The sequence below is a fragment of the Bradyrhizobium sp. th-b2 genome (assembly GCF_000426785.1).
GTDB classification, from domain to species: domain Bacteria; phylum Pseudomonadota; class Alphaproteobacteria; order Rhizobiales; family Xanthobacteraceae; genus Bradyrhizobium; species Bradyrhizobium septentrionale.
In genome coordinates this window covers 43,329-53,905 of the sequence record NZ_AUGA01000051.1, presented here as the reverse complement: position 1 = coordinate 53,905, position 10,577 = coordinate 43,329, and the positions used below count along the sequence as shown (strand labels likewise).

The window sequence follows — 10,577 nt, the reverse complement described above, 5'->3', positions numbered from 1 at the left end:
CGGCTAAGCATTGGTTGCCGCTCGGTTAATTCAAAACAGGCCACTCCGAAAATCAAACTAGGCCACTAGGGGATAAAACAGGCCAGCACCCGACTCTCGAAAAGAACATATTGCGAACATAGAACAAACGTGGTACGAGGTTCCAACAACAACGCATTCCACCCGCTCTCCGCCGCCCGTTTTTCCCGCTAGCGAATCCCCGCCATAAGGAGCACATCCCAAATGTCCGCTACTGCACTGCGTATCGTCGAAGGATCCTCCATGGACAAGTCCAAGGCCCTCTCAGCCGCGCTCTCCCAGATCGAGCGTCAGTTCGGCAAGGGCTCGGTGATGAAGCTCGGCAAGAACGACCGCTCTATGGATGTTGAGACGGTGTCCTCGGGATCGCTCGGGCTCGATATCGCGCTCGGCGTCGGCGGTCTGCCGAAAGGGCGCGTGGTCGAGATCTACGGGCCGGAATCCTCGGGCAAGACCACGCTGGCGCTGCACACGGTGGCGGAAGGCCAGAAGAAGGGCGGCATCTGCGCCTTCATCGACGCCGAACACGCGCTCGACCCGGTCTATGCGCGCAAGCTCGGTGTCAACATCGACGAGCTGCTGATCTCGCAGCCCGACACCGGCGAGCAGGCGCTGGAGATCTGCGACACGCTGGTGCGCTCCGGCGCGGTCGACGTGCTGGTGATCGATTCGGTTGCGGCGCTGGTGCCGAAGGCGGAACTTGAGGGCGAGATGGGTGATGCGCTGCCGGGCCTGCAGGCACGCCTGATGAGCCAGGCGCTGCGCAAGCTCACCGCCTCGATCAACAAATCCCACACCATGGTGATCTTCATCAACCAGATCCGCATGAAGATCGGCGTGATGTACGGCTCACCGGAGACCACCACCGGCGGCAACGCGCTGAAGTTCTATGCCTCGGTCCGCCTCGACATCCGCCGCATCGGCGCGATCAAGGAGCGCGACGAGGTCGTCGGCAACACCACCCGCGTCAAGGTTGTGAAGAACAAGCTGGCGCCGCCCTTCAAGCAGGTCGAGTTCGACATCATGTATGGCGAGGGCGTCTCCAAGATGGGCGAAATTCTCGACCTCGGCGTCAAGGCCGGCATCGTCGAGAAGTCGGGCGCCTGGTTCTCCTATGACAGCCAGCGGCTCGGCCAGGGACGCGAGAATTCCAAGGCCTTCCTGAAGGCGAACCCCGACATCACCGCCAAGATCGAGGCCGCAATCCGGCAGAACTCCGGCCTGATCTCCGAGCAGATCCTCGCCGGCACGCCCGAGCGCGACGCCGAGGGCGAGGAGCCGACCGAGGAGTAAGCCGGCTCACTTCAAGACTTCGCTGCAAGCGGGCGCTGAGGACGTTGAGTTGCCGACGTCTTCGGCGCCTGTTTCGTTTTGTGCCGGCGTCGACAGAGTTGTGCCGATGAAGCGCCTGATCCTGACCAGTCCGTCCGGCCTCAGCCTTACACGTTCGGGGCTCGCCGAGATCGCTATTACATCCGGCTTTCGATTTGTTGGCGGACCGCTGCCGGCGCAAAGAGAGCTTGAGGCTTACTTCGGATTACGGTCGGACCAGGATCCGGTCGGACATTGGTCGCACTGGAGCACGCGGAGCCAGTGGCCTCAGGATGCCAAGGCGCGCAGGGCTCTCGCGCTGATCGAATTCTGCGAACCTTTCGAGATTATCGAGCTTTGGTTCGATCCGGACCCAAATGATCAATTGCAGCTGATTTGGTTGCTCGACCATTTCCGGGCCTATCCGGCGATGGCGGCCAAGTTAAAATTACGCCTGGTCGCTTTTGGTCTGTCGACGATGCACGAGACATGGAGCGGATGGAAAGAAGTGCCGCTTATCAACATACGGCCTGCCGACCTCGAGACCGCAAGCATCTGCTGGCAGGCCTATCGCGCGGCGACGCCCGAAGCCTGTTTCGATGCGCTGCATCGAGACCTCAGCGGCTTTCCCTTGCTGAGGCCGGCCCTGCTTGACCTGCTCCAGGAGCTTCCGTGGAGCAGATCGGGACTTGGCGCGACCGAACTGCGACTGCTCGAACTGATTGCGGCGGGCTTTATGGGTACGAACGGGTTGTTCTACCTTCGCGGCTTCGGTCAACGCGCCGTATTCACCGACATGGAAATCGGGACGCTGCTTCAAGGGCTCGCGCACGGGCCGCAGCCCGCGATCGCCGGACTCGATGACGAGTTACGCGTCATCGCCCCTGAGAATTTGCGAGCGCGCATGGAGGCCTATCGGCGAAGCCGGCTGTCGCTGACTGAATTTGGCGAAGCTGTCCTCGCCCATAAGGAGGACTTCAGTCGTCACAATCCGATCGATCGCTGGTGGGGCGGCACGCATCTCACCAACGACAATCTCTGGCGCTGGGCCCCAACCCTGGTGAAGCACTAGCGCCCAGTGGCCGTTGTGACTCAATCCGCGCAACACGGATTGGCAATCCGCTTAGCCCTGCGCCAGCGCCTTTTCCCGGCGCGCGATCAGCCCCCGCAAGTCTTCGGTCACGGCGACCGATTGGTGCGTCTTCTGATCGGTGGCGACCCAGATGATCTCGCCGGTGGCGCGAAGGTCGTCGGAGCCCTTGGCGAAGATCGCAAGCGCAAGCACGATCGAGGAGCGGCCGATCCGCGCGACCCGCACGCAGACCTCGATGTCCTCGTCGAACCGGATCGGCGCCTTGTATTCGACGACCGACTTCACGGTATGAAAGTCGACGCCGGTCCGCGCCACCTCGCCGAGATAGTCGTAGCCCATCGCGCGAAAATATTCGGTGATCGCCGTGTCGAAATAGGTCAGATAGTGGGCGTTGAACACCACGGCCTGCGCGTCGACCTCGGAATAGCGGACGCGAAACGGGAAATGAAACCAGAATTCCTGGCGCATGAATCCTCCTGCCGCGGCATTGCTCGCCGTCGTTCTTCGGACCTTATGATCACCGGACCGCAGGATGGGTAGAGCGAAGCGAAACCCATCACGGCTCATCACGCTCGACGAATGATGGGTTTCGCTTCGCTCTACCCATCCTAAAATAGCGCTACTCCGCCGCCTGCGCGTAATCCTCCACCGGCGGGCACGAGCACACCAGATTGCGATCGCCATAGACGTTGTCGACGCGCCCGACCGGGCTCCAGTATTTGTCGGACCGTGACACGCCCGCGGGGAAGCAGCCCTCGGCGCGGCTGTAGGCCCGGTTCCAGGCATCGTCGGCGATGTCGTGGACGGTGTGCGGCGCGTGGCGCAGCGGCGAGGCCTCGACCTTCCAGCGGCCCTTCTCGATCTCCGCGATCTCGTTGCGGATCGCGATCATGGCGTCGCAGAAGCGGTCGATCTCGAACTTCGATTCCGATTCCGTCGGCTCGATCATCAGCGTGCCCGCCACCGGGAAGCTCATGGTCGGCGCGTGGAAGCCGTAGTCGATCAGCCGCTTGGCGATGTCGTCCACGGTAACGCCGCTGGTCGTCTTCAGCGCCCGCGGATCGACGATGCACTCATGCGCGACGCGGCCGCGGACGTTGCGATACAGCACCGGGAAATGCGGCTGCAGCCGTGCCGCGATGTAATTCGCATTGAGGATCGCGATCTCGGTCGCGCGCGTCAGCCCTTCGCCGCCCATCATCAGGATGTAGATGTAGGAGATGGTCAGGATCGACGCCGAACCGAACGGCGCGGCCGACACCGGGCCGATGGCGTGCGCAACCGTGCCGTCGGTTGCGGGATGGCCGGGAAGATAGGGCGCAAGATGCGCCTTGACGCCGATCGGGCCCATGCCGGGGCCGCCGCCGCCATGCGGGATGCAGAAGGTCTTGTGCAGGTTGAGATGGCTGACATCGGCGCCGTAATCGCCGGGCCGGGACAGCCCGACCTGCGCATTCATGTTGGCGCCGTCGAGATAGACCTGTCCGCCATGCGCATGCACGACGTCGCAGATCTCGCTGATATGCTCCTCGAACACGCCGTGGGTCGACGGATAGGTGATCATCACAGCGGCGAGATTGGCCGAATGCTTCTGCGCCTTGGCGCGCAGGTCCTCGACATCGACGTCGCCGCGCGCGTCACAGGCCACCACCACGACGTCCATGCCGACCATCGCGGCCGAGGCCGGATTGGTGCCATGCGCGGAGGAGGGGATCAGGCACACCTTGCGATGCGGCTCGCCGCGCGCGAGATGATAGCCGCGGATCGCGAGAAGCCCGGCATATTCGCCCTGCGCGCCGGAGTTCGGCTGCAGCGAGACCGCGTCATAGCCGGTGATGTCGCACAGCCACGCCTCCAGCCGCTGGAACAGCGCGTGATAGCCCTTGGCCTGATCCGCCGGCGCGAACGGATGCAGATTGCCGAACGCCGGCCAGGTCAGCGGGATCATCTCGGTGGTGGCGTTCAGCTTCATGGTGCAGGAGCCGAGCGGGATCATCGCGCGGTCGAGCGCCAGGTCACGATCGCTGAGCTTGCGCATGTAGCGCAGCAGTTCGGTCTCCGAGCGGTGCGTGTTGAACACCGGATGGGTGAGGAAGGCGCTGGTGCGCCGCAGCTCCTTCGGCAGCGCCTCGCGTGCGGCCGCCTCAATCTCGGCATAGCTGAGCTTGCCGCCGAACACGCGCCACACCGCCTCGACGGTCTCCGGCGTCGTGGTCTCGTCGAGCGCGATGCCGAGCGTGGTTGCGCCGATGCGCAGATTGATGCGCTCCGCCAGCGCGCGGGAGACAATCTCGATCTGCTTTGCGCCAGCCTCGACGGTCACGGTGTCGAAGAACGCTTCGCTCACAGGCGCAAAGCCGAGCTTGCGCAGGCCTGCGGCAAGCACGGTGGCGCGGCGATGCACGCTGCGTGCGATATGGGTCAGGCCCTCGGGGCCGTGATAGACCGCATACATCGAGGCGATCACGGCGAGCAGCACCTGCGCGGTGCAGATGTTCGAGGTCGCCTTCTCGCGGCGGATGTGCTGTTCGCGGGTCTGCAGCGCCAGGCGATAGGCCGGCGCGCCGCGCGAATCCACGGAGAGGCCGACGATGCGGCCGGGCAGCGAGCGCTTCAGCGTGTCGCGCACCGCCATGTAGGCGGCGTGCGGTCCGCCATAACCCATCGGCACGCCGAACCGCTGCGCCGAGCCGATTGCGATGTCGGCACCGAGCTCGCCGGGCGAGGTGAGCAGCGTCAGCGACAGCAGGTCCGCCGCCACGATCGCAAGCGCGCCCTTGGCGCGCAGCGATGCGATCGCGGGCTTAAGGTCGCGCACCGCGCCCGAGGTGCCTGGATATTGCAGCAGCGCGCCGAGCACGTCGGCCTTGTCGAGCTCGGTCAGGGGATCGCCGACGACCAGCGCCCAGCCGAGCGGAGCGGCACGCGTGCGCATCACCGCCAGCGTCTGCGGATGCACCTCCTTGTCGACGAAGAAGACCTTCGCCTTGACCTGCGAGTGGCGCTCGGCGAGTGCCATCGCTTCCGCCGCCGCGGTCGCCTCGTCGAGTAGCGAGGCGTTGGCGACGTCGAGCCCGGTGAGGTCGCAGACCATGCTCTGGAAGTTGAACAGGGCTTCGAGCCGGCCCTGGCTGATCTCCGGCTGGTACGGCGTATAGGCGGTGTACCAGGCCGGGTTCTCCAGGATGTTGCGCTGGATCACCGCGGGCAGGATGGTGCCGGAGTAGCCCTGGCCGATCAGCGAGGTGAACACCTGGTTCTGTGCGGCGAGCTCGCTCATATGCGAAAGCGCCTCGGTCTCGCTCAGCGCGCGGCCGAGATCGAGCGGCGCCTTCTGGCGGATCGACGCCGGCAGCGTCTCGTTCATCAGTGCTTGCAGGCTCGCAGCGCCGACGGTCTCCAGCATCGCGTTGATGTCGCGCGGCGACGGTCCGATGTGGCGGCGGACGAAATCAGTGGCGGCTTCGTTGATCGGCTTGAAGGGCGCGTTCATGGCTTGATCCTTGGGCTGATCCTTAGGCGGTGTGCGCGGCGTAGGCGGCCTCATCCATCAGGCCGCCGAGCTCGCTCTTGTCTGATATCTTCAGCTTGAAGAACCAGGCTTTGCCGCCGGCATCCGAATTGACCAGCGCGGGCTCGGCCGCGAGTTCTTCGTTGACCTCGATCACCTCGCCGGTGATCGGCGCGTAGACATCGGAGGCGGCCTTGACGGATTCGACGACGGCGGCGGCCTCGGCCTTCTTCAGGCTGCGGCCGACCTTGGGCAATTCGACGAACACGACGTCGCCGAGCTGCGATTGCGCGTAGTCGGTGATCCCGATCGTGGCGACGTCGCCCTCGATGCGGAGCCATTCGTGGTCGGACGTGTACAGCGTCGTCATGGGGATCGATCCTTTGGCGTCTAGCGTTTGTAGGTATTGGGAACGAACGGCGTGGCGGCGACTTTCAGCGGCAGCCGCTGGCCGCGCACTTCGGCGAAAACGGTGGTGTCGAGCGCGGAAAGCGAGGTCGGCAGATAGCCCATCGCAACCGGCGCATTGAGGCTCGGGCCGAAGCCGCCCGACGTCACCTTGCCGATTGGCTCGGTCGAGGTCGGATCGGCAAACAGGGCTGCACCTTCGCGCACCGGTGCGCGGCCGTCAGGCTTCAAGCCGACACGGCGGCGGGAGGCACCTTGCGCGAATTGGGCGAGGATCTTGTCGGCGCCCGGAAAACCGCCGGCACGGGCGCCGCCGCTGCGGCGCACCTTCTGCACCGACCATTCCAGCGCGCCTTCGACTGGCGTCGTCGTGGTGTCGATATCGTGGCCATAGAGGCAGAGCCCGGCTTCGAGCCGCAGGCTGTCGCGCGCGCCGAGCCCGATCGGCAGCACGTCGGGATTGTCCAGCAACGCCGTGACCAGGGCTTCGGCCTTGTCCGCCGGCACCGAAATCTCAAAACCGTCCTCGCCGGTATAGCCGGAGCGCGAGACGAAGCAGTCGATGTCGGCGACGCGGCGCGGGCCGGCGTCCATGAATTTCATCGAACTGACATCTGCACAAAGTTTCGCCAGCGCCGATTCGGCTTTCGGTCCCTGCAGCGCAATCAGCGCGCGGTCGGCCAGCGACACGATTTCGCAGGCGTCGGAGAGATGCGCGCGCAGATGCGCCTCGTCCTCGGCCTTGCAGGCGGCGTTGACCACCAGGAACAAATGATCGCCGAAATTCGCGACCATCAAATCGTCGAGCAGCCCGCCGTCGTCGTTGGTGAATTGCGCGTAGCGCTGCCGTCCCGGCGCGATGCCAACAATGTCCTGCGGCACCAGCTTCTCCAGCGCGAGCGCCGCATCGGTGACCTTGCCGGATTTGGCCTTCAGGACAAGCTGGCCCATGTGCGACACGTCGAACAGGCCGGCTTCCTTGCGGGTGTGCAGGTGCTCCTTGAGCACGCCGGCGGTGTATTGCACCGGCATGTCATAGCCGGCGAACGGCACCATCTTGGCGCCGCGCGCCAGGTGCAACGCGTGCAGCGGGGTCTGTTTCAGCGGGGAAGTTTCGCGCGCAAGCATCACAGGGCCCTCGCGGTTCCCGCAGGGGACCTATTTCCCCTTGAGAAACCTGCAGAAAGCCCCATCTGTCGCTGTGCCTGAGAGTATTATCCCGTCGGCGGACGCATCGGGGATAACCCCAGCGCCTCTTTCCAGATGTCAGACGTCACGCGGTCCTTTTGCCTGAGAGTTTCCGGGGCGGTTGCTCCTTCGGCGCCGGCGCAAGGCCGGTCTCTCCCGACGTGACTTAAGTACAGGTAGGTAGAAAACACGGCGCCACCAAGACTGTCAACGCAGCTGCAGCAACTATCCAATGGGCTTTGTGCTGCCGCGGCAAGCCCATGATCCGCCTGCACAGTTTCTGGACACCGCAGCTGGCAATGTCTAAAAGCGTTCGGCCGGAAAATGACGCCTTTTTGCGGCTGGCCGGCCCCTTTTTCCGATTGGATGAACATGAGCAGCGTCAACGACATCAGGTCGACATTTCTGAACTTCTTCAAGGAGAACGGCCACGAGATCGTGGCGTCGTCGCCGCTGGTTCCGCGCAACGACCCGACCTTGATGTTCACCAATGCCGGCATGGTGCAGTTCAAGAACGTCTTCACCGGTGTCGAAAAGCGCGCCTATCAGCGCGCCACGACGTCGCAGAAGTGCGTGCGCGCCGGCGGCAAGCATAACGACCTCGACAATGTCGGCTACACCGCGCGCCATCTCACCTTCTTCGAGATGCTGGGCAATTTCTCGTTCGGCGACTACTTCAAAGAGCGCGCGATCGAGCTCGCCTGGAATCTGATCACCAAGGATTTCGGGCTGAAGAAGGACAAGCTGCTCGTCACCGTCTACCACACCGACGACGAGGCGGCCGGCTATTGGAAGAAGATCGCGGGCTTCTCGGAGGACCGCATCATCCGCATCCCGACCTCGGACAATTTCTGGGCGATGGGCGATACCGGCCCGTGCGGGCCGTGCTCCGAGATCTTCATCGACCGCGGCGAGCACATCTGGGGCGGACCTCCGGGCAGCCCGGAGGAGGATGGCGATCGCTTCCTCGAATTCTGGAACCTGGTGTTCATGCAGTACGAGCAGGTGACGAAGGAGGAGCGCGTGGCGCTGCCGCGTCCCTCGATCGACACCGGCATGGGGCTGGAACGCATGGCGGCCATCCTGCAGGGCGTCGAGAGCGTGTTCGAGACCGATCTGTTCCGCCATTTGATCGATGCGGCCGCGTCGGCGCTCGGCCATGGGCCGAACGCGCAGAACGTCGCGTCGTACCGGGTGATCGCGGACCATCTGCGCTCGTCGGCGTTCCTGATTGCCGATGGCGTGCTGCCGTCGAACGAGGGCCGCGGCTACGTGCTGCGCCGGATCATGCGCCGCGCGATGCGCCACGCGCAGCTTCTGGGTGCCAGCGAGCCGCTGATGCATCGCCTGGTCTGGGCGCTGGTCCGCGAGATGGGCCAGGCCTATCCGGACCTGGTGCGCGCCGAGAAGCTGATCGAGGAGACGCTGCGGCTGGAAGAGACGCGCTTCCGCAAGACGCTGGTGCGTGGCCTGTCGATCCTCGACGAGAAGAGCGCCGGCCTCAAGAAGGGCGACATGTTCGACGGCGACACTGCGTTCACGCTGTACGACACCTACGGCTTCCCGCTGGACCTGACGCAGGACGCGCTGAAGTCGCGCGGCATCAGCGTCGATCAGGCCTCATTCACCGACGCGATGAACCGTCAGCGCGAGAAGGCGCGTGCGTCCTGGGTCGGTTCGGGCGAGGCGGCGACCGAAAACATCTGGTTCCCGCTGCGCGAGAAACTCGGTGCGACCGAATTCCTCGGGTATGAGACCGAGAGCGCGGAAGGCGTAGTGACGGCGCTGGTCAAGGACGGTGCCGAGGTCGACGGCCTCAAGGCCGGCGAGAGCGCCGCGATCGTGCTGAACCAGACGCCGTTCTATGCCGAGTCAGGTGGTCAGGTCGGCGACGTCGGCATCCTCACCGGCGAAGGCGTCAAATTCCGCGTCACCGACATGCAGAAGAAGGCCGGCGATCTGTTCGTGCATGTCGGCACGGTGGAGCAGGGTACGCTCAACGTCGGCACCGCGCTGCAGCTCGAGGTCGACCACGCCAGGCGTTCGTCGATCCGAGCGAACCATTCGGCGACGCATCTGTTGCATGAGGCGCTGCGCCAGGTGCTCGGCGATCACATCGCCCAGCGCGGCTCGCTGGTCGCGCCCGATCGCCTGCGCTTCGATTTCGTGCATCCGAAGCCGATCACGCCGGAAGAACTCTCCCGGGTCGAGGACATCGCCAACGACGTGGTGCTGGAAAATGACGAGGTGACGACCCGCGTCATGGGTGTCGACGACGCCCGCGAGGCGGGTGCGCGCGCACTGTTCGGCGAGAAATACGGTGACGAGGTCCGTGTCGTCTCGATGGGCAAGAGTGCCCGCGAGCACGGCCAGAATGCGCTCGGCTGGTCGGTCGAGCTCTGCGGCGGCACCCATGTCCGCCGCACCGGCGACATCGGCCTGATTTCGGTGACCAGCGAGAGCGCGGTGGCCTCAGGCGTTCGCCGCATCGAGGCGCTGACTGGACACCACGCGCGCAAGCACGCCAACGACACCATGGCGCTGGCCAAGACCGCGGCGGCCGAGCTGCGCACCACGATCGAGGATGTGCCGGCGCGCATCGCAGCCCTGATGGAGGAGCGCAAGAAGCTCGAGCGCGACCTGTCGGATGCCCGCAAGAAGCTCGCGATGGGCGGCGGCGGCGCGTCGTCGAACGGCGCGGCCTCGGGCGTGCGCGAGGTCGGCAATGTCAAGCTGCTCGCCCGCGCGGTCGAGGGCGTCGAGACCAAGGACCTCAAGAGCCTGGTCGACGACGGCAAGAAGCAGATCGGCTCCGGCGTGGTCGCCATCGTCGGCGTCACCGAGGACGGCAAGGCCGGCATCGTGGTCGGCGTCACCGCCGACCTGACCTCGCGCTTCAACGCGGTTGAGCTGGTGCGCAAGGGCTCCGAGGTGCTCGGCGGCAAGGGCGGCGGCGGCCGGCCCGACATGGCGCAGGCGGGCGGTCCCGACGGCGCCAAGGCGGACGCCGCGCTGTCGGCGATCGAGCAGGCGATGGCGAGCGCCTGA

General features: G+C 65.0%; 7 protein-coding genes and 1 riboswitch. Of the genes, 3 read left to right on the top strand and 4 right to left on the bottom strand.

The window, feature by feature from the left end; translation table 11 throughout:
* Positions 1 to 222: 222 nt before the first annotated feature.
* Together recA and K359_RS0137750 are read left to right on the top strand one after the other, a co-directional pair.
* On the top strand, positions 223 to 1,311 hold the full coding sequence (recA, locus tag K359_RS0137755; RefSeq protein ID WP_029083875.1) for a recombinase RecA: 1,089 nt from the start codon (positions 223 to 225) through the stop codon (positions 1,309 to 1,311).
* A 106-nt stretch (positions 1,312 to 1,417) separates the two neighbouring features.
* Entirely contained in the window at positions 1,418 to 2,401 is a 984-nt protein-coding gene (locus K359_RS0137750; RefSeq protein ID WP_245284841.1) for a hypothetical protein, read from the top strand.
* Between the two features lie 51 nt (positions 2,402 to 2,452).
* Here K359_RS0137750 and K359_RS0137745 read toward each other — a convergent pair whose 3' ends face one another.
* From K359_RS0137745 to gcvT, 4 genes are all read right to left on the bottom strand, one after another.
* On the bottom strand, positions 2,453 to 2,890 hold the full coding sequence (locus tag K359_RS0137745; protein ID WP_029083873.1) for a thioesterase family protein: 438 nt from the start codon (positions 2,888 to 2,890) through the stop codon (positions 2,453 to 2,455).
* 151 nt (positions 2,891 to 3,041) lie between these two features.
* Complete coding sequence (gene gcvP / locus K359_RS0137740) at positions 3,042 to 5,915, bottom strand: aminomethyl-transferring glycine dehydrogenase (RefSeq protein ID WP_029083872.1); 2,874 nt, start codon at positions 5,913 to 5,915, stop codon at positions 3,042 to 3,044.
* A gap of 22 nt (positions 5,916 to 5,937) precedes the next feature.
* Complete coding sequence (gene gcvH / locus K359_RS0137735; RefSeq protein WP_029083871.1) at positions 5,938 to 6,303, bottom strand: glycine cleavage system protein GcvH; 366 nt, start codon at positions 6,301 to 6,303, stop codon at positions 5,938 to 5,940.
* A 20-nt stretch (positions 6,304 to 6,323) separates the two neighbouring features.
* Positions 6,324 to 7,469, bottom strand: a complete 1,146-nt coding sequence (gene gcvT / locus K359_RS0137730; RefSeq protein WP_029083870.1) for a glycine cleavage system aminomethyltransferase GcvT — start codon at positions 7,467 to 7,469, stop codon at positions 6,324 to 6,326.
* A gap of 140 nt (positions 7,470 to 7,609) precedes the next feature.
* A riboswitch (glycine riboswitch) is annotated at positions 7,610 to 7,699 on the bottom strand.
* Between the two features lie 202 nt (positions 7,700 to 7,901).
* Here gcvT and alaS point away from each other — a divergent pair.
* Positions 7,902 to 10,577: an alanine--tRNA ligase gene (alaS, locus tag K359_RS0137725; protein ID WP_029083869.1), complete on the top strand. Its 2,676-nt coding sequence runs from the start codon at positions 7,902 to 7,904 to the stop codon at positions 10,575 to 10,577.